Origin of the sequence: Shimia aestuarii (assembly GCF_900114635.1) — a bacterium.
Lineage (GTDB): Bacteria > Pseudomonadota > Alphaproteobacteria > Rhodobacterales > Rhodobacteraceae > Shimia > Shimia aestuarii.
The window spans coordinates 454,584-475,900 of sequence record NZ_FOTQ01000001.1; the positions used below are offsets into that span (position 1 = coordinate 454,584).

A 21,317-nucleotide genomic window follows, 5' to 3' on the forward strand; every position below is an offset into this window, starting at 1 on the left:
TGCTCCGGCCCTCCTTATTCAGCCGGGACCGCAACGGAAAGGCTCGACTCTTTGGCCGGCGACTTCCGTACAGTCATCCACAGGTTGTAGCACATGATCACGGCACCAGCGAGGAACATAAGTCCACCCAGACCACGAACAACGTACATCGGGAACTTCGCGGCAACGGTGTCGGCGAACGAGTTCACGAGGAAGCCGTTTGCGTCCACTTCACGCCACATCAGGCCTTCCATGATGCCCGTGACCCACATCGACGCGGCGTAAAGCACGATACCGATGGTGGCGAGCCAGAAGTGCCAGCTGACGAGTGTCAGCGAGTAGAGGCGCTCACGTTTCCACAGAACAGGAACCAGGAAGTACAGGGCACCAAAGGTGATCATGCCGTTCCAGCCAAGAGCACCCGAGTGCACGTGACCAATGGTCCAGTCGGTGTAGTGCGACAGCGAGTTCACGGCGCGGATCGACATCATCGGACCTTCAAAGGTCGACATGCCGTAGAAGCCTACCGAGATCACCATCATGCGGATCACCGGGTCGGTGCGCAGCTTGTCCCATGCGCCCGAAAGCGTCATCAGACCGTTGATCATGCCACCCCAGGACGGCATCCACAGCACAACCGAGAACACCATGCCCAGCGTCGACGCCCAGTCAGGCAGCGCGGTATAGTGCAGGTGGTGCGGACCAGCCCAGATGTAGATGAAGATCAGCGCCCAGAAGTGGATGATCGACAGCTTGTACGAGAACACGGGGCGTTCCGCCTGTTTCGGGATGAAATAGTACATCATGCCAAGGAAGCCTGCCGTCAGGAAGAAGCCCACAGCGTTGTGGCCGTACCACCACTGGGTCATCGCATCCTGAACACCGGCCCAGACGATCACCGATTTCGAACCGAAGATCGACACCGGGATGGTGGCATTGTTCACGAGGTGCAGCATGGCCACGGTCACGATGAACGACAGGTAGAACCAGTTCGCCACATAGATGTGGGGTTCTTTCCGCTTGATGATCGTGCCGAGGAAAACGGCGAGATAGGCCACCCAGACGACGGTCAGCCACAGGTCAACATACCATTCGGGTTCCGCGTATTCCTTCGACTGTGTGCCGCCCAGCAGATAGCCGGTGGCCGCGAGAACGATGAAGAGCTGGTAGCCCCAGAACACGAACCAACCAAGGTTGCCGCCCCAGAGGCGTGCCGCGCTGGTGCGCTGAACCACGTAGAACGAGGTCGCGATCAGAGCGTTACCACCAAAGGCGAAAATCACGGCCGAGGTGTGCAGCGGACGCAGGCGGCCAAAGTTGGCATAGCCCTGTGCCCATTCAAAGTTCAGTGCCGGAAATGCCAGCTGGAAAGCGATGAAAACGCCTGCCAGAAAGCCGACAACGCCCCAAAAGGCGGTCGCGATCACGCCGGCGCGCACCACGGAGTCGAAATATTCGTCCTGCGGGTGCGACACGGTGGTGCCAACCCTCCGCAGGGTCCAGATAAACAGGCCACCAGATACTGCCGTCACAATGAGGGCATGTACCAGGTAAGCCACATCGCGCGCGTAGTTGGCCGCCATCATCGCCAGAAGCGTGATGAGACCAAGCGCGATCAGCTTGATATAATTAACCATTTTGCGTCCCTTACGTCTTTTACGTCTTTTCCAAGGCACGACTCGCACGCACCTCGGCTGTTTCAGACTGACCGCTTTTTGCGGCTGCAGCGTAAACTTTGCCTTGATCTGCATCAAAGCACGGTTTTCTGAAATGCGTCCCTATCAGGGATGTCCACTCGGGGTTGCTCGACGCCCCACATGAAAACTTGCATATCGCATATAGCTTATCAATATCACGGGAGTGCCAATATGGCCTACAAATCGTTGCTGTCGGTGCTGACCAACTCCGATCTGGCCGAAGGTCCGATTGCGCAGGGCATCGCGCTGGCCGGAAGGCAGGATGCCCATTACGACGTGCTGTGCCTTGGCGTGGATCGCAGCCAGGCAGGCTACTATTACGCTGGCGCCAACGCCATGATTCTGCAGGAAACTCTGAATCAGGCTCAAACGGAATCCCAGAGTATCGAGGACGGCGCCAAGGCCCTGCTCAAGGGCTCCGGCATTCGCTGGGCCACCGACTCGGGCGTCGCCCAGATTGCCGATCTCGGGCGCCATGTCGCGGCCCATGCCCGGTTCGCTGATCTGGTGATCCTGCCCAAACCCTATGGCGACGACCGCGGCGCCGAGCTTGAACCGACGCTGGAAGCGGCGCTGTTCGAAGGCCAGGCCCCAGTGCTGATGGTGCCCGACGACAAACCCGCGCTCACCCAACCCCGGACCATTTCCATCGGCTGGAACGAAAGCTCCGAGGCGCTGGTCGCGGTGCGGGCCGCCCTGCCTTTCCTGCGGGCTGCCGATCTCGTGCGCGTGGTCGTGGTCGATCCGCCCACCCACGGCCCCAACCGCTCCGATCCCGGCGGTCTCCTGTCGCAATTCCTGTCGCGCCATGGCGTGCGCGTCGAGGTCGACGTGCTGTCCAAGACCCTGCCCCGCATTTCGGACATCCTCCTGCGCCACGCGCGCGATACCGAGACCGAGATGATGGTCATGGGCGCTTATGGCCACTCGCGCTTCCGCGAAGCCATTCTCGGCGGCGCCACGCGCAACATGCTGGAACAGGCCGACATCCCGGTCTTCCTCGCACATTAAGCCAACGCCCCGCAGCGCTTTGCCCCTGAACGACAAAAGCCGCCCAACCGGGCGGCTTTTCTTGTTGTGACGCATCCGGCAAGAAGCCTAGGCCATGATCCCGCCATCGGCATCGTCCCCGGCCTCGTTCAACAGGCGCGAGAAATCGGGGATGGTCACATGCCGCTTGCCTTGCAGTTCAATCACCCCGTCCCGCTTGAGCGCCGACATCTGCCGGCTCACCGTCTCCAGCGTCAGGCCAAGGTAATCCGCCATCGCCTCGCGGGTCAGCGGCAAATCAAACACCAGCGGCCCCTGCATCCCGTCAAGCTTCAGCGTCGCATCGCGGCGGGCAATGATCGACAACAGGCTCGCGATCTTCTCGCGCGCGGTCTTGCGACCCAGCACCAGCATCCATTCGCGCGCCGCGTCCAGCTCGTCGAGAGTCATTTCAAGCAGGCGTTGCGCGATATGCGGCGTCTGCTCCATCATCAGCTCAAACGGCTTCTTGCGGAAACAGCACATCACCATGTCCGTGGTGGCCACCACGTCATAAGCCGCCGCCATCCGTCCGGGCCGCCCGACAAAGTCGCTCGGCAGCAGCAGGCCGACCATCTGCGTGCGCCCGTCTTCCATCGTCTGCGTCAGCGACGCGATTCCCGACACCACCGAGCCGACAAAATCCATCCGGTCCCCAGACCAGATCACGGTTTGGCCGGCTTCGAAGCTCCGGTAATACTTGATTTCCTCAAGCTGCTCCAACTCGTCGCTCTCACAGCGGGCACAAACCGCCCGATGCCGTATCGGACAGTTCCCGCAATCCTGCGAGATATGGAGTACATCGTCGTTCAGTTTGTTCATGTTCGCGCTTGATCTGGGTCAAGGATAGCCCTGACTGTCTGCGGCTAAGCGTAATCTTATGGAAACGAAAACTCAATTGGCAAAGCTGGGACTGTTCGACGCAAAAGTGCCGCGCTACACCAGCTACCCGACGGCACCTCATTTCAACAATGACGTGACGCCCGAAACCTATGCTTCCTGGATACGCGCCATTCCGGTCGCAAGCCAGGTCTCGCTTTATGTGCACGTGCCGTTCTGCCGGCGCCTCTGCTGGTTCTGCGCCTGCCGGACCCAGGGCACCGCCAGCGCCTCGCCCGTGGCCGCCTATGTGGAAACGCTGAAAGCCGAGCTGAAACTGCTCAAAGACACGTTACCCGAAGGTGTTACGCTCTCGCGCCTGCATTGGGGTGGCGGCACGCCAACCCTGCTGGAACCGGGCATGATGGAAGACCTCGCGGGGGCCATCTTCGATGTCGCCCCCATGGCGGAGAATGGCGAATTCTCGGTCGAGATCGACCCCAACGAGATCGACGATGCCCGCCTCGCGGTGCTGTCCAAGGCGGGCATGAACCGCGCCTCCATCGGGGTTCAGGATTTCGACGACGAAATTCAAAAGACCATCGGGCGCATTCAGGGCTACGACATCACCCGCGACGCGGTCGAAGCGATTCGCGCCCACGGTGTCAAAAGCCTCAACGCCGACATCCTCTTTGGCCTGCCGCACCAATCACAGGCCCGGATCACCGAAAGCGTCCAGAAACTCCTGTCGCTCTCGCCCGATCGCGTCGCGCTTTATGGCTATGCCCATGTGCCGTGGATGGCCAAGCGTCAGCAGATGATCCCGTCGGATGCCCTGCCCACACCGCAGGAACGTCTTGCCCTGTTTGAAACCGCGCGCAAGCTGTTCATGTGGGACAATTACGTCGAGATCGGCATCGACCATTTCGCGACCAGGGAAGACGGTCTTTCCGTGGCACTGGAAAACGGCACCCTGCGCCGCAATTTCCAGGGCTATACCGACGACACCGCCGATGTGCTGATCGGTGTCGGGGCCTCCTCGATTGCCCGCTTCCCGCAGGGCTACGCCCAGAACGCCCCGGCCACCTCGGCCTATACGGGCCGTATCCGCGACGGCGCCTTCACCACCTCGCGCGGGCATGTATTCACCGCAGAGGACAAGCTGCGCGGCCGCATGATCGAAGCCCTGATGTGCGATTTCCGCATCAACTCGGCCGAGATCATCGACACGTTCGGGATCACGCCGGACCGTCTCAACGCCATGTATGACGATGTGATGGCACAGTTTCCCGGCATGCTGACCCATGGACCCGACGGGCTTTTCATCCCGCCAGACGCGCGCCCGCTGACACGTATGGTCGCCCGCGCGCTCGATGCCTATGATCTCGACAAGGCGGGTCACAGCTCGGCCATCTGATCCGCCCCGAACCCGGGGAATGCGATGCGGCTTGCCAGTTTCAACGTGCAGAACATGCGCCTCAGGCGCGGACCTTCGGGTCCGCGCCTCGATGGGGCACGTGATCGTGATCTGCCCGAAGACACCGGACCCGCCGCCGATCAACTCGACAGCTATGACCGCGCTCTGACCGCCGCACTTCTGGCCAAGGCCAACGCCGACGTGGTGGCACTTCAGGAAGTGTTCGATCAGGACACGCTCGACCATTTCCACGACACATACCTGCGCGACACAGGCTGCGCCCCCTATCCCCACCGCCACTGCCTGCCCGGCAATGACGGGCGCGGCTTTGACGTTGCTCTGCTGTCCCGCGTCAACCCGCTTGCCGTGATCAGCCACGCCAACCTCACGCCGCGCCGCGCGGGCCTCCCAACACCCGAAAACGTCAACCCCGACGCGCCGATCCTGCGCCGCGATTGCCTTGAAGTCGCCCTGCCCGGCCTGTCGCTGTTCCTGTGTCACCTCAAGGCGCCCTACCCGGACACCACCGCCACCTTCCAGACCCGCCACCTCGAAGCGCTGGCGATCCGCCACATCATCGAAACCCGTTTTCCCGACCCACAAAACGCGCTCTGGCTGATCCTTGGCGATCTCAACGAAGCCCGCGCCGGGCACGGGGCTTCCAAACCCCTGCGCGGCAGCTTTTCCGTCGACCTCTCTGACCGTCTGCCGGAAAAGGATCGCTGGAGCTATCCCGGCCCCATCGGCGATTTCTACACCGCGTCTGACGTGATGCTGGCCTCTCCCGCGCTGGCCCAACGCTTTCCGAGCGCAACCCCAACCATCCTGCGCGAGGGGCTGGGCTTCGAAGCCCGCCGCCACACGGGCGCCCGCCTCGACACGGTCGGCACCCACCGCCCCCACGCCTCGGACCACGGGCTGATCATGATCGACCTCAAGGGGCTCTGACCCGCCCCCTCTTCTTTTTGCCAAAAATACTCCCGCCGGAGGCGTCCCGCACGCGCCGCCCGCAACTCAGCTGAACAAATCCGGCGCCGCCGCCAAAAGATTGCGCGTGTACTCGGTCTGAGGCGCATTGAACAGCGCCTGCGCCTCGCCCTGCTCCACCACGTCGCCCGCCTTCATCACCATGATCTTGTGAGACATGGCGCGCACCACGTGCAAATCATGGCTGATGAACAGATAGGCCAGCCCGTATTTGCGCTGCAGATTGCGCAACAGGTCCACGATCTGCACCTGCACCGTCATATCAAGCGCGCTGGTCGGCTCATCCAACACCACCAGCTTGGGCCGCAGGATCATCGCCCGCGCAATCGCGATCCGTTGCCGCTGCCCGCCGGAAAACTCGTGCGGATAACGATGCATCGTCGCCGGATCGAGCCCGACCTCCTCCATCACTTCCGCCACCAATTCCTGCGTCGGGCGCCCATCCGGGTTGCCATGCACGCCCAGCCCCTCGGCAATGATCTGTTCACAGGTCATGCGCGGCGACAGGCTCCCGAACGGGTCCTGAAACACGATCTGCATGTCCTTGCGCAACGAGCGCAGCTCGCGCGTCGACCATTTGCGCACATCGCGATCGTCAAAGGTGATCCCACCCTCAGAGGCAATCAACCGCATGATCGCCAGCGCAAGCGTGGTCTTGCCCGACCCGCTTTCGCCCACGATGCCCAGCGTCTCCCCGGCCCGCACCGAAATTGTCGCGTCATTGACCGCCTTCACATGGCCCACGGTCTTCTTGAAGAACCCGCGCTGGATCGGGAACCAGACCTTGAGGTGATCCGTCTTGGCCACCACCGGCGCATTCTCTTCCACCGGGTCCGGCGCACCCACAGCCCGCGCGCTCAAAAGCTTCTTCGTATAGGGATGCTTGGGATCGGCGAAAATCTCGGCCACCGGCCCGGCCTCGACAATCTCGCCATCCTTCATCACGCAGACCTTGTCCGCGATCCGTTTCACGATCCCAAGGTCATGGGTGATGAACAAAAGCCCCATCCCTTCTTCGGCCTTCAAATCTGCCAGAAGCTCAAGGATCTGCGCCTGGATGGTCACGTCCAGCGCCGTCGTCGGCTCGTCAGCGATCAGGATGTCGGGCTTGTTGGCCAGCGCCATGGCGATCATCACCCGCTGCCGCTGCCCACCGCTCAACTGGTGCGGATAGGCCCCCAGCCGGTTTTCCGCATCGCGAATGCCGACTTTTTCCATCAACTCGATGATCCGCGCCCGCGCCGCATCGCCCACGATCCCCTGATGCAGGGCAAGGCTCTCGGCCAGCTGCTTTTCCAGTGTATGCAGCGGGTTCAGGGACGTCATCGGCTCCTGAAAAATGAACGAGATGTCATTGCCCCGCACCTCGCGCAGCCGCGCCTCGTCCGCGCCAATCATCTCCTGCCCGTCATAGGTCACCGACCCGTTGATCTCGGCACTTGCGGGCAACAGCGACACAGTCGACAACGCCGTCACCGATTTGCCCGACCCGGACTCGCCCACCAGGGCCACCGTCTCGCCGCGATCCACCGTGAACGACACGCCCTTGACCGCCGGCACCACGCGCCCGTCCTGCCGGAACCCGACACGCAGGTCTTTGACTTCGAGAATGCTCATAGACGCGTCACTCCGTTGAGGACAAAGACACCCCACGCGGTCCCGCCCGCCGCAATGGCAAGGCCAACCCAGCCAACTGCCCGCGCCTGCCAGCGCATCACCGCGACATAGCCAACCGACAACCAGACCGGGGCCAAAAGCGTGACAAACATCGCCGCCGCAGACAGCGACAGCCCCGCGCCATAGACGTCATACCCGGCCCAGCCAAGGATCACGGCCGACAGGAACGCCGCCGTCCCCGCCAGCCCATTGCGCTGACATTGCAGCTTGCTGTTACAGACCGGCGCGCTCATGAAAACGTCTTTCTCGGGTCAAACGCATCGCGCACGCCTTCAAAGATGAAGACCAGAAGCGACAGCATGATGGCAAAGGTGAAAAACGCGGTGAAGCCCAGCCACGGCGCCTGCAGGTTCTGCTTGGCCTGAAGCGTCAGCTCCCCAAGGCTCGGCGCCGTCGAGGGCAGGCCGAAACCAAGGAAATCCAGCCCCGCAAGGGTCGAGATCGTGCCCGTCACGATAAAGGGCAGCATCGTCACCGTCGCCACCATCGCATTGGGCAGCATATGCCGGAACATGATCACCCGGTTGCTCACGCCCAGCGCCTTGGCCGCGCGCACATATTCAAGGTTGCGCGCCCGCAGGAACTCGGCCCGCACCACGCCCACCAAAGCGGTCCAGCCAAACAGCACCGTGAGGAACACAAGCAGCCAGAAACTGCGCCCCAGCACCGCGAACAGGATGATGATGATATAAAGGCTCGGGGTCGCGCCCCAAATTTCGATCACCCGCTGAAAGATCAGATCGACCCATCCACCGAAATACCCCTGCACCGCGCCCGCAATAATCCCGACGACGCTGGCCAGCGTCGTCACCATCAACGTGAACAGGATCGACAGGCGGAACCCATAAAGCACGCGGGCCACCACATCGCGCTTGCGGTCATCCGTGCCCAGCCAGTTCTGCGCGTTCGGCGGCAAAGGGGCCGCACCGGGGCGATCCACCGGCGTGTCATAGCTATAGGGAATGAGCGGCCAGAGCGCCCAGCCCTTTTCAAACCCATCCTCGGCATAGCTGCCCGCTTTGACCTCTTCGATAATCTCTTCCGGCTCATCAAAACAGAACTCGACGCCCCCGGTCGCGATCAGGCATTGCACCACCGGGTCCTTGTAATCGGCCTCGGTCTTGAAATCCCCGCCAAAGGTGGTTTCGGGGTAGAACCTGAACACCGGCGTGAAATACTCGCCGCGATAGTTGACGAGGATCGGCTTGTCATTGGCCAGCACCTCGGCAAAGAGCGACACGAAAAACACCACCGAAAAGATGATCAGCGACCAGAACGCCCGCCGGTTGCGTTTGAAATTGCGCCAGCGGCGCTGATTGAGAGGGGACAACGCCATCAGCCTTCCCTCCGCTCGAAATCAATCCGCGGATCGACCAGCACGTACATCAGGTCCGACAGGATGCCGACCACGAGGCCAATCAGGCCAAAGATGAACAGCGTGCCGAAGATCACCGGGTAATCCCGCGCCACGGCCGCCTCGAACCCGAGCCGCCCGAGACCGTCCAGCGAAAAGATCGTCTCGATGAGGACCGACCCGCCAAAGAACACACCGATGAACACCGCCGGAAAGCCTGCAATCACGATCAGCATCGCATTGCGGAACACATGCCCGTAAAGCACCCGGTTCTCGCTCAGCCCCTTGGCCCGCGCCGTCATCACATAATGCTTCTTTATCTCGTCCAGAAACGAGTTCTTCGTCAAAAGCGTCAGCGTGGCAAAGGCCGCGATGGTCGAGGCGATCACCGGCAGCGTGATATGCCAGAAGTAATCCAGCACCTTGCCGATCATCGTCAGCTCTTCGAAATTGTCCGAGGTCAACCCCCGCAAGGGGAACAGCTTCCAGTATGACCCGCCCGCAAACAGCACCAACAACATGATCGCAAACAGGAACCCCGGAATGGCATAGGCCACGATAATCGCGCCGCTCGTCCATGTATCAAAGGGCGATCCATCCTTGACCGCCTTGCGGATGCCCAGCGGGATCGACACCAGATACGCAATCAACGTCGACCAAAGCCCCAGCGTGATCGACACCGGCATCTTTTCCAGCACGAGATCCGTCACGCTGATCTTGCGGAAATAACTCTCGCCAAAATCCAGCGTCAGGTAGTTGCCCATCATGCCGAGGAACCGCTCCAGCGGCGGCTTGTCAAAGCCGAATTCCTTTTCGAGCTGTGCAATGAACTCCGGTGGCAGCCCCTGCGCCCCGGCATACTTACTGTTGCCCCCAGCGCTCCCGGCGAACTCCTCGTTCTGAAGGTTGCCGGCATCCTGCCCGCCCCCGGCAAAGCCTTCGAACACGTCGCCCTGCCCCTGCATCTGGGCAATGACCTGCTCGACCGGACCACCGGGCACGAACTGTACCAGCGTGAAGTTGATGATCATGATCCCCAAAAGCGTCGGGATGATCAGCAGAAGCCTGCGAAGAATATAGGCGCCCATGGCGGGATTACCTCAACGCGCCTTCGGCCTTGAGCCGAGCCGCTTTTTCCGCATTGAACCACCAGAAATCCAGCTCGCCCAGCGCATAGGTCGGCAGCGGGTCGGGATATTCATACTGGTCATAATAGGCGACCCACACGCTGTCATTGTACCAGACCGGGATCATGAACCGCTCCCAGCGCAGCACCCGATCCAGCGCCATCAGCGCCACATCGCGGTCCTCGCGGGTCTCGGTCTCAAGCGAGATGTCGATGATCCTGTCCACCAACGGGCTGGCCAGCCCCGCCGGGTTAAAGAGCGAAAACGCCGCCTCTGCCGAGCCATAGCGCTGATGCAGCCCGGTGCCCGTGTCGAGGAACGCGACATAGCTGTCAAAGATCAGGTCGTAATCCCGCTCGCGTTCGCGCAGCGTATATTGCGCCGGGTCCACCTTGTCCTGTTTGGCGTCCACGCCCATGCGCTGAAGGTTCTGTACAAACACCTCGATAAACGCACCCAAGGTGGCCGAGGCCGACGACGGGTACGGGAAGACCAGCGTCAGCTTCTCGCCCTTGGCATTGCGGCGAATGCCGTCATCACCCACTTCCCAGCCTGCTTCATCCAACAGCTTCGAGGCCGCGCGCAGGTTGCGCCTGTCCACTTCCCGCTTGGGGCTCGATTCATGCGCAACCACCGCCGGTTCCGTCAGGATTTCTTCCGGCACAAGGTCACCAAGGCTCTGCAACAGGGCAAGCTCCTTACCCTCAGGCACCCCCTTGGCCTCGTGCGGCGCGCCCTCGACAAAGGAATTGCGCTGCTTGAACAACCCGTATTGCAGCGATTCATTGGTCCATTCGAAATTATAGGCTAGCGTGATCGCCTCGCGCACCCGGCGGTCCTGCAAGACCTCCTTGCCAAGGTTGAACACGATCCCCGACGGCGTCGGCGGCGTGCCATCGGGCAGCTCTTCCTTCTTCACCCAGCCCTTGTCGATGCCCGGAAAGTCATAGCCCGTCGCCCATTGCTTCGAGTTCCCTTCCGCACGGAACGTGTATTCCCCGGCCTTGAACGCCTCGAACGCGGCCGAGTCATCGGCAAAATACTCGATGCGGATGCGGTCGAAATTGTGCCGCCCCTTGTTGATCGGCAAATGCCAGCCCCAGTAGTCCGGGTTGCGCTTGTAAACGATCCGCCGGTTCACCTCGTAGCTGTCCACGATATAGGGCCCCGATCCGGGCGAGGCATCCAGACGCGGCTCATCCAGCCGCGCGCCGGTCTCTTCAAACCATTTCTGCGACCACACCGGCACCCCGCCCACCTGATCAATCAGGCTGCGGCGCGAAATCCCCTCGGCAAAGGTGAACTTGACCGTGTGATCGTCCAGCGCCTCCGAACTCAGCACCCGTTTCTTCACCGCCTGCGCATAAGACGGCAGCCCCTGTTCCAGAAGCAGGTTGTGCGAAAACACGACGTCATGCGCCGTCACCGGCGTGCCGTCCGAGAACTTCGCCTCTGGCCGCATGTAAAAGATCACCCAGGTTTTGCCCTCGTCATATTCCAGCCGCTCGGCCAGAAGCCCATAGGATTCGCCATAGACATCCGCCGGCATCCCACCCCCGGTGGGCGCATCCCCAAGAAGGCTCTCATACATCATCCAGCTATAACGCCCGGCCCGCCCCTTGCGGCTATAGGGGTTCAGGGAATCAAACGTCCCCGGCGCCCAGAGCGCGATCTCGCCCCCCTTGGGCGCCTCCGGGTTCACATAGTCGAAATGCGGATAATCCGCCGGGTATGTCAGGTCCCCGAAATAGGAATAACCATGGCTGCGAATGACCCCGTCACCTTCGGCGCGCGCACTCTGTCCCGCCACCATCAATCCCAACGCGGCAGCCCCGGCCACAAGCCATCGGCTCAGGGTTTCAAGCGAATGAAGTCTGCTGCACGCAACACGGGCTCGGATCATGGCGTTTCCCCTGACGGTTGGTCGTCTTTTTGTTGACCCCTAGCTAAGGGTGCTTGCCCCCGACATTCAAGTTCCGAATGCGTCAACAAGGCGTGAAAGCGCCGCGACCAGCCCCCTTGCCGCTCTGATTTCCGAAACTGAACCTGTACGTTCTCTTGTTTTGCCCACACACCTCCGCGCTCAGCGCGTCAGCCGCTCATCCGAAGTTGAAAACATGACCACCGATTTGCCCTCAACCTGCCGCAGACCACAGCTTTCAAGCATGGCGCGCGACGGGACATTGTCGGTGGCGACGAATTCCATCGTGTGTTTGGCCCCAAGCTCCTCGACGGCAATCAGGTTGCAGATCGCGTCGATCGTCTTGCCAAGGCCCAGCCCGCGAAGGTCCGGATCAACCGCAATCAAGCCAACCCACGCCGCATCAGCGAAAACGCTGTGCCGGTTGTGGGTCATGGCGGCGAATCCAGCGGCCCCAATACGCCCGTCGCCATGCTCCAAAACCGCAAGCTTTGCTGGAAAAAGATCGCCCCGTAGCGCGTTGGTAGAAAAAGGAGACACACCCTGATCCGTCAGAAATACCTGCACCTCGCGGATTTTTTCGGGGGTCAGCAAATCATCAGGGACCCGCGCAAGGGGCTCGGGTATGCCTTGCGCCACGATCGGTCCGCACACGTCACGGATCGTCCGGGCGTCGGCCATGAACAAATCCCAGAAATGCAGGCTAGGTGCGAAACCGCTCAACTCTTCCTTGGCGCGCTCAATGGTGGCACTGTCCACTCCCCGCAAGGTGATCCTGCCCTGATCAGCCATAATCTCACGCAGGCGGGACCAGCCAAGCGCTTCGGGATCGTCGCTGGAAAACACGCGGGCATGGACGACCGCACCGGCCACATTGGCCAGCTCTGCGACCTGCGCGTCTTGCGCGGCTTGCAGCTGCTGGATTTCCAAGGAACCGTAAAAGGGCGATATCTGGCCGGTCATGAATCTTCTCCACCTGCGTTGGCGAAGAGATTAACAAACGCGAAAGAACCTGTCTTGTATCGGGGCGAAGCGAAAGCAGGCACGAAAAAGGCCGCTGCGGTTGCGCAGCGGCCTTTTCTAACTTGAACCCGGACCGGATCAGTCGTCGAGGCTGTCCAGATAGGCAATCAGGTTGGCGCGGTCGCTGGCCTTCTTCATGCCCGAGAACGACATTTTGGTACCGGGCGCGAAACCTTTTGGGTTCTCGATGAATGCATCAAGGTTCTCCGGGGACCAGGTGTCGGCAACCGCCACCAGGTTGCCCGAATAGCCAAACCCGTCAACCGAGCCGACGGCACGGCCGACAACACCGTAAAGGTGCGGGCCAGTGGCGTTGGCGCCATCTTCGATCTTGTGGCAGGCCTTGCATTTGCTGAACGCCTTGGCGCCCTTGGCAACATCGGCCGATGCCAGCAGCTCTTCCAGCGTCGGGCCGGCTTCTTCTTCGGCGGCACCGTGACCTTCTTCGCCCTCGACCTCGATCACGTAGGCCTGCTGGGCATGGCCGTCGCCATGGCCGGACGGGCCGGTGTGATAGATCGTTTCGGCGGCCCAGGCGCCCAAAAGGTAAATCAGCAGAGCGCCACAGAAGGCACCCAGGACTTTCGTCATTGTCATCGTGTCGAACATGCTACGTTTCCATCTCGTGGCGTTTGCGGGGTATCTATCCGCTTCCCCTAAGCGAACGCAAGGTATAGTTACCGCGACCAAACGCCCAAGGGGCGCCAAACACACGGAATTGACAGAAATGACCCATCGTATCGCCTTCCAGGGGGAACCCGGTGCCTACTCGCATCAGGCGTGCCGCGACGCACGCCCCGACATGGAGGCGATGCCCTGCCGGACCTTTGAAGACGTGATCGACGCCGTCAAATCGGGCCGTGCCGAACTGGGCATGTTGCCGGTGGAAAACTCCACCTACGGGCGCGTCGCGGACATTCACTCGCTGTTGCCCGACTCGGGCCTGCACATCATCGACGAAGCCTTCGTGCGCGTGCATATCAACCTTCTGGCCCTGCCCGGCACACCTCTGGCCGAGGTGAAGAACGCAATCTCGCACACTGTCCTTCTGGGCCAGTGCCAGGACTTCCTGCGCGAATACGGCATTCACCGCATCACCGGCGCCGACACCGCCGGATCGGCCAAACACGTTGCCGAAAAGGGCGACCCCAGCCTTGCGGCGCTGGCCTCGGAACTGGCGGGTGAGATCTACGGGCTGGACGTGCTGGCGCGCCATATCGAGGATCAGAGCAACAACACCACGCGCTTCCTGATCATGTCGCGGGAACCGGACTATTCACGCCGCGCCGGCGCCAACATGATGACCACCTTCGTGTTCGAGGTGCGCAACATCCCGGCGGCGCTCTACAAGGCGATGGGCGGCTTTGCCACCAACGGCGTCAACATGACCAAGCTGGAAAGCTACATGGTGGGCGGCAGCTTTACCGCAACCCAGTTCTACGCCGATATCGAGGGCCACCCCGAGGACCGCAACGTGCGCCTTGCGATGGAAGAGCTGCGCTATTTCACCAATGACGTGACCATTCTGGGCGTCTACCCCGCCGCGCGCGGGCGCGACGTCGGCTAAAGGATCAGGCAATCCGGCTGAACCGGTCTTCCATGTCGCGTCCCATGGCGGTGACGCGTTTTTCAAGCCGTTCAGTCAGCGTGCCGCGCGCCAGTTTCAGCGATTGCAGCAACAGCCGCGCCGACAGCGTCTTGGCCGAAAGCCCGGTCCAGATATTGATCCGGGTCCGGGTGCGCGACAGGGCGACAAGCTCGATCTTCATGTCCGATTCGATTCCCTGGATCTTGGCATGCAGCTTGATTTCGTTGGGGCGGTCGAAATCCGTGACGTCCAGATCCATCTCGCGCGGCTTGCCGCGAAACTTGAATTCGACCTGCCACTTTGCGCCGACACCGGGGCGGTTGAGATCATCCAGCCGCCTCACCTCGGCCCCGCGCCGCAGCGCGGCCCGCTCGAACTGTTCGAAATCCGTCACCATTTCAAAGGCTTGTTCGATCGGGACGTCGATGTCTTCCCTGGCGGTGAATTCCATGTCTGCTCTGCCCTCTTTTGTGGTGTTTACATGGCCTGCGCCATTGTCGCCTCAATCCAACCGGTCCGCAAGCCAGTTGCGCAGGATGAAATGGGCAATCGCCCCCTTGCGTGCGGGTTTGAGAACCGGGTGCAGCCCCGCGAAGGATGCCATGATCTCCTCGCGCGACACCCAGATCGCGTCTTCCAGCTCGTTTTCATCCAGCGTGATATCGTCATTCAGCGCCGCGCCCCGGCACCCGAACATCAGCGATGATGGATAGGGCCAGGGCTGGCTGGCAAGGTAATCCACCGCGCCCACCCGGATACCGGCCTCTTCGAACACCTCGCGCCGCACCGCCGCCTCGAGCGGTTCCCCCGGTTCGACAAACCCGGCCAGCAGCGAATACATCCCCTCGGGCCAGCCAGGGCTGCGGCCCATCAGCACCTTGTTGCCATGGGTGATCAACATGATCACCACCGGGTCGGTGCGCGGGAAATGCGGCGTGCCACAGGACGGACAGTTGCGTTGCCATCCGGACATCGCCATCCGGCTTTCCGCCCCGCAGGCCGCGCAATACCGATGCGACCGGTGCCAGCCGAAAATCGCGCGCGCGGTCGCGGCCAGCTCCGCATCCCGCGCCGACAATCGTGACATCACACCGCGCAATTCGCAGAACTGGTGATCGTCGGGCAAAAGCGGGTGGTGCTGCAGGCTGGCATCGAAGAACTGTCCAAGGCTCTCCTGATCAAGGTTCTCGGGCGTCCATGCCGACACATCACGCGCGAAACAGGCGCCCCCCTCTTCCCGTCCGAGCAGGATCGGCGGCACCTTGGTTTCCCCGAACAGCGCATGGTCCACGGGCAGGCGCACGAGACTGTCCAACGCCGCGCCCGCACAAAGCGGCTTGCCCCGCCAAAGGGCAATCGCCCGGCTCGAAGGATCGGCCAACAACGCCTCGATCTCAGCCGCGTCGCCCCGGATTTCCCCGGCCCGGTCAAGCTCCGAGCCGCCAAAGGTGACTGTTTCCGCATGTCTCATATCATTCTCCCTCGGCGCAGGCTTGCCACTTTGCCGGGGCCGGGGCAATCGAAACCGCCTAGCTGTTTATGGGGAATGTTGCCGCAAAACCTCTCTTCAGGGTTGTGAGAATTTTCCGAAAATCGGGGATTGCATCCATGCCGCAATATGGCAAACCCTATTAAAAACGACAGGTATCCCTTTGATAGAAATCAACATACGGCGGACCACGCTTGCCCGAAAGTGACTTACCCGAACGCCTCGCGACTGGATCGGACCAGGTGTCCCTGTCGCTCCTCGCAACCAGCGACGTGCACACGGCACTGCTGGCCTATGACTATTTTTCCGACCGTCCGGTTGCGGCCCCATCGCTGGCCCGCGCCGCGACCCTGATCACCCGCCTGCGCCACAGCAGGCCGGGGGCGATCCTGCTGGACAATGGCGATTTCCTGCAAGGCACCCCTCTGGCGGATGCCCATATCGGCAAGAACACAGACGCGCCCCACCCGGCAATCACGGCGATGACCCACCTTGGCTATGACGCTGTCGCGCTGGGAAACCACGAATTCAACCCGGCTCCCGACGACGTGCGGGCAGTGCTGAAACAAGCGCAGTTCCCGTTGCTCTGCGCCAATCTCAAGGCGGAGACGGGTCCGGATCAACCCTTTGCCGGGCTCTGGCAGGACCGCGTGATGCTTGAGCTTGCCACGACCGACGGTGCGGGGCGCCCGGCCCATGTCAAACTTGGCCTGTTCGGCGTCGCACCTCCGCAGGTGATGCAATGGGACGGGATGCGCCTTGCCGGGCGCCTTGTGGCACGCGACATGGTTGACGCGGCGCGCGAAGCGGCGGCACTGCTCGTGGCCGAGGGGGCCGACATCGTCGTCGCGCTTGCCCATTCCGGGATCTCCGACGCCCCGCGCGTGGACAACATGGAAAACGCGGCCAGCCATATCGCCGCGCTGCCGGACGTGGACGCGCTGGTCGCAGGGCATGTGCACCGGGTCTTCCCGGGGCCGCAACTGACCGGACAGGCCGGGGTCGATACCAATGCCGGCACGGTCAACGGCATCCCGGTCGTCATGCCCGGCGCAGCGGCTTCGCATCTCGGCCTGATCGACCTCGTTCTGGAACGCCACGCGGGGCGCTGGCGGGTCTGCGCGCATGCCAGCCACGCCCTGCTTACGGCCAATACCCCCGAAGACCCGAAACTCGTCGACCTGCTCGCCCCGGCTCATGCCCGCACCCTGGACACCACACGCAAGATCGTCGCCACTCTCGACGCCCCGACCCACAGCTATTTCGCCATGGCACAGGACGACCGTTCTGTGCGGATCATGGCCGAGGCCATGCTGGCCCATGTCACCCGCGAACTGGCGCGAGGGCCGCTGGCCCATCTTCCGGTTCTCGCCGCAGCCTCCCCGCTCAAATGCGGGGGACGTGCCGGCAGCGGCAATTACACCGACGTGGCCGCCGGCCCCATGGCCATGCGCGCAATCGCTGACCTGCAGGCGTTCGACAACCACCTGAGCCTGCTCGAAATAACAGGCGCAGAGCTGGTCGAGTGGCTCGAAATGTCGGCCAGCCTCTACAATCAGCTTTTGCCGGACACACCGGACCAGCTGCTGTTTGACCGTGACACCCCCGCCTATAACCGCGAAGCGATCTATGGTCTCTCCTACGAAATCGACCTGTCGCATCCCCCGCGCTACAACAACGAGGGCCGGATCGTGTCCCCGACCGCGCAGCGGGTCCATGATGTCCACTTTGGCGGAGCTCCGCTTGATCCCTCGCGGCGGTTCTTGCTTGCCACCAGCGAATATCGCGCGGGCGGTGGCGGGCATTATCCCGGCAGCGGTCTCGACCGGACCGTGCCCATCGCGCCCGTCGCGCTGCGCGACATCCTGAGTCGGCATGTTCGGCACACGCGTGGCCGGGTTTCGCCCGACATCCCCGCTTGGCGGTTTCGCCGCCTGCCCCGTACATTCGCCCGCTTCGACACCGGCGCAGGTGCGGCCAACCACCCCCTGCCCGGCGATCTTGCGCTGGAGCTTCTGGGGGAAGGCGGCGACGGGTTCCTGTCCTTCCGGCTGGATCTTGGCACGCAATCCGGGTGACGTATCCGGGTTGCAATGGGCCATCGCCGGGTTTATATCCCCGCTTGAGAGGTTGGCGCGGGCAGGCGCCTCGCCAACCCGGTCAGATCCGGAAGGAAGCAGCCGTAACGAGCCCCGCTTGGGTCGTTGTCCAGCCTCTCACCTTTCCCCCCAACACCGTGCCCGATGATGGTCAACCTCCCGAGGGTCCGACCCTGAACCTTGGCGGAGGGGTCATTTTCGCGCAAATTCCCATCAATCCGTTAAGAACGCTGTCTTAACGCATGCCCATTTCGGGCCTTTGCGGGCGCCATACCGACGCAATACCGACGTATTACCGACGGGATACCGATTGCCGAAACCCTGCAAAACAAGGCCGTTAACCTTTGAGTCGCCGGATCGGTTAACCTTTCCCGGCAAACGCCCACGCCATCTGCGCCTTGGTCTCCACCGCGCAGGGTCTTTGTGCGCGCAACCGCACCAGCGCTGCCTCCGGCACCTCGTCCATTTCCACCATCAGCCGCAGCAGGATCATGCCCGACCGGCCACACCCGCCCCGGCAATGCACAAGCACCCGCCCGCCCCCTGACAGAATTGCGCGCGCCTCTTTCGACACGTCCGGCCAGGCGGCCTGCACGTCCGGTCCCGGTGCGCCAAAGTCGCAGATCGGCAGGCTGTGAAATGTGATTCCCAAGGCCCCAAGATCGCTGCCAAGCGCCTCTGCCCCGACCGCGCGCATCTCGTCCGGCTCCGTCATGCTGATCACAAAATCGGGCGCCCAGCCCTCTATCATTCTGAAATCACGCTCATAATCCCCATCCACCCCCGGCAGAGGGCAAATCCCCAACACGCCATTTGCGGCCGTCACTTCTGCAATCATGAATGCCATGCTCTCGGCAAATCCTCCTCGCAACACACCACGCCTCGGGCTAGTCTGGTGCCATGTCCCACAATGACTCACGCCCTTCCGAAGACAATAGTGAAACCCGCACCCGCTGGGCCGAAGACCGTACGATCATGGCCAATGAGCGCACGTTTTCCTCGTGGATGGGCACCGGGCTGGGTGCCGTCGGCGTCGCCATCGGCCTCAAGGCGGTTTTTGGCGATTTCGAACCCACATGGGCGGCCAAGCTCGTGGCCAGCCTGTTCCTTATCACTGCCATCGCGCTTTACTGGGCCGCCCGCCATCAAGCCTGCAAGACGCTGCAAAAGCTCTCCGACAACGACGCCGAAACCATGCCCACCAAAGCCTTCACCCGCCTCGCCACCCTGATGACCATCGCCACCCTCGGCGTGGGTGGCATATTGTGGGCGCTGTGACCGGCATCAGCGGTAGACCTCGCCCCCGCCCCGCCGTAGGCTCTGCCTGATCCGACGAATCCCGACAAAGGCCACAAATGAGCGATACCGATCCCAAAGCCTATCAGGTTCTCGCGCGTAAATACCGCCCCGAGACCTTTGCCGATCTGGTTGGTCAGGACGCCATGGTGCGCACCCTGAAGAACGCCTTCGCCGCCGACAGGATCGCGCAAGCCTTTATTATGACAGGGATTCGTGGCACCGGCAAAACCACCACCGCGCGGATTATTGCCAAGGGCATGAACTGTATCGGCCCCGATGGCGGCTCGGGTCCCACGACCGATCCATGTGGGCAATGCGAACATTGCGTCGCTATCATGGAAGGGCGCCATGTCGACGTGATGGAGATGGATGCCGCTTCGCGCACCGGGGTTGGCGACATCCGCGAAATCATCGATTCCGTGCACTACCGCGCCGCCTCTGCGCGCTACAAGATCTACATCATCGACGAAGTGCACATGCTGTCGAACAGCGCCTTCAACGCGCTGCTAAAAACGCTGGAAGAACCCCCCGCACATGTAAAATTCATCTTCGCCACCACCGAAATCCGCAAGGTGCCGGTGACGGTCCTGTCGCGCTGTCAGCGCTTTGACCTGCGCCGTATTGAACCCGAAGACATGATCGCCATGCTGCGCCGCATCTCGACCGCCGAAGGCGCCGAGATCAGCGACGACGCGCTTGCCCTGATCACCCGCGCCGCCGAAGGCTCGGCCCGCGATGCGCAATCCCTGCTCGATCAGGCCATCAGCCACGGCGCCGGTGAAACCACCGCCGACCAGGTCCGCGCTATGTTGGGCCTTGCCGACCGGGGCCGCGTGCTCGACCTGTTTGACATGATCCTCAAGGGCGATGCCGGGGGCGCCCTGACCGAGCTGTCCGCCCAATATGCCGACGGCGCCGATCCGCTCGCAGTGCTACGCGATCTGGCCGAAATCACCCATTGGGTCAGCGTGGTCAAGATCACACCCGAGGCCGCCGAAGACCCCACCGTGTCGCCCGACGAACGCACACGTGGTCAGGCCATGGCCGACCAGTTGCCCATGCGCGTGCTGACCCGCATGTGGCAGATGTTGTTGAAAGCATTGGACGAAGTGGCCTCGGCCCCCAATGCGATGATGGCCGCAGAAATGGCCATCATCCGCCTGACCCATGTGGCCGACCTGCCCTCACCCGAGGAACTGGTGCGCAAACTGCAGAACACACCCCCGCCCCCGACCCCACCGGGCGGCGGTATGGCGCCCGGCGGCGCAGGCGGCGGCACCATGGCGCGCGCCAACACGCAGGTGTCCGGCGGCCCCGGCGGGAACGTCACCGCGCTGGCAGTGGACGCAGATCAGGCGCTGGCCCGCTTTGCCACCTTTGACCACGTGGTCGAACTGATCCGTCACAACCGCGATGTGAAACTTCTGGTCGAGGTGGAAACCTGTGTCCGGCTGGTGTCTTACCAACCGGGACGGATCGAGTTTGTTCCCACCGAGGCCGCCCCCCGCGATTTGGCCGCCCGACTGGGCCAGCGCCTTCAGGGCTGGACCGGCAACCGCTGGGCCGTGACCATCGTCAACGATGGCGGCGCGGAAACGATTGCCGAAAAACGCGACGCGGCCGAAAACGCCCTGCGCGCCGAAGCTCTGGAACATCCGATGGTCCAGGCTGTGCTCTCGGCCTTTCCCAAAGCCAAGATCACCGAGATCAAAACCCAACAGGATCTGGCCGCCGAGGCCATGGCCGAGGCTCTGCCCGAGGTCGAAGACGAGTGGGACCCCTTCGAAGAGGACTGATCCCCCTTTGTCCTGG

Annotated in this window: 19 protein-coding genes and 1 other RNA gene; 8 read left to right on the forward strand and 12 right to left on the reverse strand. The window is 62.3% G+C overall.

Annotated features, from left to right (window positions below; translation table 11 throughout):
• Positions 1–14 precede the first annotated feature (14 nt).
• A complete protein-coding gene (gene ccoN, locus BMZ35_RS02275) occupies positions 15–1,616 on the reverse strand; it encodes a cytochrome-c oxidase, cbb3-type subunit I (RefSeq protein ID WP_093090489.1) in 1,602 nt (533 codons plus the stop codon).
• A 231-nt stretch (positions 1,617–1,847) separates the two neighbouring features.
• On the opposite strand from ccoN, the gene BMZ35_RS02280 reads away from it, so the two are divergent.
• Positions 1,848–2,687 carry a universal stress protein gene (locus tag BMZ35_RS02280; protein WP_093090491.1) on the forward strand — a complete coding sequence of 280 codons (840 nt, stop codon included), beginning with the start codon at positions 1,848–1,850 and terminating at the stop codon, positions 2,685–2,687.
• Positions 2,688–2,774: 87 nt separating this feature from the next.
• Here the strand turns inward: BMZ35_RS02280 and fnrL are convergent, their stop codons facing one another.
• A complete protein-coding gene (fnrL, locus tag BMZ35_RS02285; RefSeq protein WP_093090493.1) occupies positions 2,775–3,527 on the reverse strand; it encodes a transcriptional regulator FnrL in 753 nt (250 codons plus the stop codon).
• A 58-nt stretch (positions 3,528–3,585) separates the two neighbouring features.
• Between fnrL and hemN the strand changes: the two genes are divergently transcribed.
• Both hemN and BMZ35_RS02295 read left to right on the forward strand, forming a co-directional pair.
• Positions 3,586–4,941 carry an oxygen-independent coproporphyrinogen III oxidase gene (gene hemN, locus BMZ35_RS02290; RefSeq protein ID WP_093090495.1) on the forward strand — a complete coding sequence of 452 codons (1,356 nt, stop codon included), beginning with the start codon at positions 3,586–3,588 and terminating at the stop codon, positions 4,939–4,941.
• A 24-nt stretch (positions 4,942–4,965) separates the two neighbouring features.
• Positions 4,966–5,889, forward strand: coding sequence for an endonuclease/exonuclease/phosphatase family protein (locus BMZ35_RS02295; RefSeq protein WP_093090497.1), 924 nt, complete (start codon positions 4,966–4,968; stop codon positions 5,887–5,889).
• 66 nt (positions 5,890–5,955) lie between these two features.
• Here BMZ35_RS02295 and BMZ35_RS02300 read toward each other — a convergent pair whose 3' ends face one another.
• From BMZ35_RS02300 to BMZ35_RS02330, 7 genes are all read right to left on the reverse strand, one after another.
• A complete protein-coding gene (locus tag BMZ35_RS02300; protein WP_093090499.1) occupies positions 5,956–7,545 on the reverse strand; it encodes an ABC transporter ATP-binding protein in 1,590 nt (529 codons plus the stop codon).
• On the reverse strand, positions 7,542–7,838 hold the full coding sequence (locus BMZ35_RS02305; protein ID WP_093090501.1) for a hypothetical protein: 297 nt from the start codon (positions 7,836–7,838) through the stop codon (positions 7,542–7,544). Before BMZ35_RS02305 ends, BMZ35_RS02300 begins: the two co-directional genes overlap by 4 nt.
• Positions 7,835–8,941 carry an ABC transporter permease gene (locus BMZ35_RS02310; protein WP_093090503.1) on the reverse strand — a complete coding sequence of 369 codons (1,107 nt, stop codon included), beginning with the start codon at positions 8,939–8,941 and terminating at the stop codon, positions 7,835–7,837. The genes BMZ35_RS02305 and BMZ35_RS02310 overlap by 4 nt, the downstream gene beginning before the upstream one ends.
• Positions 8,941–10,047: a microcin C ABC transporter permease YejB gene (locus BMZ35_RS02315; protein ID WP_093090505.1), complete on the reverse strand. Its 1,107-nt coding sequence runs from the start codon at positions 10,045–10,047 to the stop codon at positions 8,941–8,943. Before BMZ35_RS02315 ends, BMZ35_RS02310 begins: the two co-directional genes overlap by 1 nt.
• A 7-nt stretch (positions 10,048–10,054) precedes the next feature.
• The gene (locus tag BMZ35_RS02320) at positions 10,055–11,989 is read right to left on the reverse strand and encodes an extracellular solute-binding protein (protein ID WP_093090507.1); all 1,935 of its coding nucleotides are present in this window, start codon (positions 11,987–11,989) and stop codon (positions 10,055–10,057) included.
• Positions 11,990–12,169: 180 nt separating this feature from the next.
• Positions 12,170–12,970 (reverse strand): GNAT family N-acetyltransferase, encoded by an 801-nt coding sequence (locus BMZ35_RS02325; RefSeq protein WP_093090509.1) that lies wholly within the window; start codon positions 12,968–12,970, stop codon positions 12,170–12,172.
• A 138-nt stretch (positions 12,971–13,108) separates the two neighbouring features.
• A complete protein-coding gene (locus BMZ35_RS02330) occupies positions 13,109–13,639 on the reverse strand; it encodes a c-type cytochrome (protein WP_093090511.1) in 531 nt (176 codons plus the stop codon).
• A 118-nt stretch (positions 13,640–13,757) separates the two neighbouring features.
• On the opposite strand from BMZ35_RS02330, the gene BMZ35_RS02335 reads away from it, so the two are divergent.
• On the forward strand, positions 13,758–14,597 hold the full coding sequence (locus BMZ35_RS02335; RefSeq protein WP_093090513.1) for a prephenate dehydratase: 840 nt from the start codon (positions 13,758–13,760) through the stop codon (positions 14,595–14,597).
• A gap of 4 nt (positions 14,598–14,601) precedes the next feature.
• Here BMZ35_RS02335 and BMZ35_RS02340 read toward each other — a convergent pair whose 3' ends face one another.
• Both BMZ35_RS02340 and nudC read right to left on the reverse strand, forming a co-directional pair.
• The gene (locus BMZ35_RS02340) at positions 14,602–15,069 is read right to left on the reverse strand and encodes an SRPBCC family protein (RefSeq protein WP_093090515.1); all 468 of its coding nucleotides are present in this window, start codon (positions 15,067–15,069) and stop codon (positions 14,602–14,604) included.
• A gap of 51 nt (positions 15,070–15,120) precedes the next feature.
• Positions 15,121–16,089 carry an NAD(+) diphosphatase gene (nudC, locus tag BMZ35_RS02345; RefSeq protein ID WP_093090517.1) on the reverse strand — a complete coding sequence of 323 codons (969 nt, stop codon included), beginning with the start codon at positions 16,087–16,089 and terminating at the stop codon, positions 15,121–15,123.
• Between the two features lie 212 nt (positions 16,090–16,301).
• On the opposite strand from nudC, the gene BMZ35_RS02350 reads away from it, so the two are divergent.
• Complete coding sequence (locus BMZ35_RS02350) at positions 16,302–18,185, forward strand: bifunctional 2',3'-cyclic-nucleotide 2'-phosphodiesterase/3'-nucleotidase (RefSeq protein ID WP_093090519.1); 1,884 nt, start codon at positions 16,302–16,304, stop codon at positions 18,183–18,185.
• Between the two features lie 45 nt (positions 18,186–18,230).
• Positions 18,231–18,329: signal recognition particle sRNA small type (gene ffs / locus BMZ35_RS02355), an RNA gene on the forward strand.
• 238 nt (positions 18,330–18,567) lie between these two features.
• Here ffs and BMZ35_RS02360 read toward each other — a convergent pair.
• The gene (locus tag BMZ35_RS02360; protein ID WP_093090521.1) at positions 18,568–19,053 is read right to left on the reverse strand and encodes a phosphatase domain-containing putative toxin; all 486 of its coding nucleotides are present in this window, start codon (positions 19,051–19,053) and stop codon (positions 18,568–18,570) included.
• Positions 19,054–19,106: 53 nt separating this feature from the next.
• On the opposite strand from BMZ35_RS02360, the gene BMZ35_RS02365 reads away from it, so the two are divergent.
• Positions 19,107–19,484, forward strand: coding sequence for a YidH family protein (locus tag BMZ35_RS02365; protein ID WP_093090523.1), 378 nt, complete (start codon positions 19,107–19,109; stop codon positions 19,482–19,484).
• Between the two features lie 77 nt (positions 19,485–19,561).
• A complete protein-coding gene (locus BMZ35_RS02370; RefSeq protein WP_093090525.1) occupies positions 19,562–21,301 on the forward strand; it encodes a DNA polymerase III subunit gamma/tau in 1,740 nt (579 codons plus the stop codon).
• Positions 21,302–21,317: the final 16 nt, after the last annotated feature.

Bases quoted from the DNA above. Each gene is read 5' to 3' on its own strand.
- BMZ35_RS02330 (WP_093090511.1), bottom strand. From the start codon at position 13,639: ATGTTCGACACGATGACAATGACGAAAGTCCTGGGTGCCTTCTGTGGC.
- BMZ35_RS02320 (WP_093090507.1), bottom strand. From the start codon at position 11,989: ATGATCCGAGCCCGTGTTGCGTGCAGCAGACTTCATTCGCTTGAAACC.
- BMZ35_RS02340 (WP_093090515.1), bottom strand. From the start codon at position 15,069: ATGGAATTCACCGCCAGGGAAGACATCGACGTCCCGATCGAACAAGCC.
- BMZ35_RS02310 (WP_093090503.1), bottom strand. From the start codon at position 8,941: ATGGCGTTGTCCCCTCTCAATCAGCGCCGCTGGCGCAATTTCAAACGC.
- BMZ35_RS02280 (WP_093090491.1), top strand. From the start codon at position 1,848: ATGGCCTACAAATCGTTGCTGTCGGTGCTGACCAACTCCGATCTGGCC.
- ccoN (WP_093090489.1), bottom strand. From the start codon at position 1,616: ATGGTTAATTATATCAAGCTGATCGCGCTTGGTCTCATCACGCTTCTG.
- BMZ35_RS02370 (WP_093090525.1), top strand. From the start codon at position 19,562: ATGAGCGATACCGATCCCAAAGCCTATCAGGTTCTCGCGCGTAAATAC.
- BMZ35_RS02295 (WP_093090497.1), top strand. From the start codon at position 4,966: ATGCGGCTTGCCAGTTTCAACGTGCAGAACATGCGCCTCAGGCGCGGA.
- BMZ35_RS02325 (WP_093090509.1), bottom strand. From the start codon at position 12,970: ATGACCGGCCAGATATCGCCCTTTTACGGTTCCTTGGAAATCCAGCAG.
- BMZ35_RS02365 (WP_093090523.1), top strand. From the start codon at position 19,107: ATGTCCCACAATGACTCACGCCCTTCCGAAGACAATAGTGAAACCCGC.
- hemN (WP_093090495.1), top strand. From the start codon at position 3,586: ATGGAAACGAAAACTCAATTGGCAAAGCTGGGACTGTTCGACGCAAAA.
- nudC (WP_093090517.1), bottom strand. From the start codon at position 16,089: ATGAGACATGCGGAAACAGTCACCTTTGGCGGCTCGGAGCTTGACCGG.
- BMZ35_RS02305 (WP_093090501.1), bottom strand. From the start codon at position 7,838: ATGAGCGCGCCGGTCTGTAACAGCAAGCTGCAATGTCAGCGCAATGGG.
- BMZ35_RS02360 (WP_093090521.1), bottom strand. From the start codon at position 19,053: ATGGCATTCATGATTGCAGAAGTGACGGCCGCAAATGGCGTGTTGGGG.
- fnrL (WP_093090493.1), bottom strand. From the start codon at position 3,527: ATGAACAAACTGAACGACGATGTACTCCATATCTCGCAGGATTGCGGG.
- BMZ35_RS02335 (WP_093090513.1), top strand. From the start codon at position 13,758: ATGACCCATCGTATCGCCTTCCAGGGGGAACCCGGTGCCTACTCGCAT.
- BMZ35_RS02300 (WP_093090499.1), bottom strand. From the start codon at position 7,545: ATGAGCATTCTCGAAGTCAAAGACCTGCGTGTCGGGTTCCGGCAGGAC.
- BMZ35_RS02315 (WP_093090505.1), bottom strand. From the start codon at position 10,047: ATGGGCGCCTATATTCTTCGCAGGCTTCTGCTGATCATCCCGACGCTT.